1 protein-coding gene and 1 pseudogene are annotated in these 919 nt (G+C 69.3%); both read left to right on the top strand.

Going from position 1 to position 919, the window contains the following annotated elements; genetic code table 11:
* Positions 1 to 250: 250 nt before the first annotated feature.
* Entirely contained in the window at positions 251 to 469 is a 219-nt protein-coding gene (locus D7X55_RS39775) for a hypothetical protein (RefSeq protein ID WP_120550393.1), read from the top strand.
* Positions 466 to 919: pseudogene (locus D7X55_RS39770) on the top strand (hypothetical protein); the annotation flags it as partial. The gene D7X55_RS39775 and the pseudogene D7X55_RS39770, both read left to right, overlap by 4 nt.

Here is a 919-nt window from a genome sequence, read left to right as displayed (position 1 = left end):
CATGAGCCCCGCCCGGCCCCCAAGCCGGAAGAAGAGAAGAAGCCCCGCCGCCGCTGAGGAAGCACTCACTGATTTCCAGAGGTCACGGGGAAATCAGGGCAACCCGCGCATTTTGTGCGGGTTTCAGAGCAGGCGAGCCCTCGTACCGGGTTCGAAATGTCCCTACGCTGGGGGTCTTCCCCCCCGCGGAGGTGACGTGCAGACACCCTCGACCTCCCCTTCATCCGCTCCAGGTTGGCACGACGTGCTGATGCATCACCTGGAGCCGCTGCTGGGTGACTTCACCGCGAAGATGGCCATCCACACCGCCGCGCTGCGGGTCCTGAAGCGTCCACCGGAACAGGTGAGCCTGCAGGACGTGCCGCTGGTGCTGGAGGGTCTCAAGCCCATGCTCAACGTCTTCATCGGCGCGGCGCGCACGACGAACACCCTCACGGAGCTTTCGAAGGCCATGGAGAAGCTGCGATGAACGCCCCCCGTCCCTCTTCGGGTCGCGCCTTCAAGCGGGTGGCGCCCTGGCTGGGCGCCGTCGTGGTGCTCCAGCTGGTGCACCTGGCCGCGGTGGCCAATGCGCTCCAGGACGCGCGTCAGCTGGCGCTCGTGGGTGACGCAGCGGGTTGGGCGGTGGGCCTGCTCGCGGTGGCGGGCACGGCGGCGGCGGCGCTGGCCTTTGGCTCGGGGGACTACCTGCGCCGCGTGTGGGGGCTGTTGACGGCGGGCGCGGCCCTGTCGCTCGTCAGCACGGCCCTGCGCAGCTACTGGATGCACGCGGTGCCGGACGTGCCCTTCACGGACTCGCCGCTGTTGCCCGTGCGCATGGGCGTGGTGGTGCTGGCCAACGTGTGCACGACGTTCGCGCTGGTGCTGCTCTCGCGCACCTACAAGCAGTCCGGCCTGCAGCCTCCGCCCAGCTCCCGCG

It is taken from the genome of Corallococcus sp. AB049A (assembly GCF_003668885.1).
Classification (GTDB): domain Bacteria; phylum Myxococcota; class Myxococcia; order Myxococcales; family Myxococcaceae; genus Corallococcus; species Corallococcus interemptor.
The sequence above is the reverse complement of the archived record's forward strand: the minus strand, read 5'-3'. Positions and strand labels throughout refer to the sequence as shown.

Coding starts and splice junctions, on each gene's coding strand:
- D7X55_RS39775 (WP_120550393.1), top strand. CDS start 251: ATGCATCACCTGGAGCCGCTGCTGGGTGACTTCACCGCGAAGATGGCC.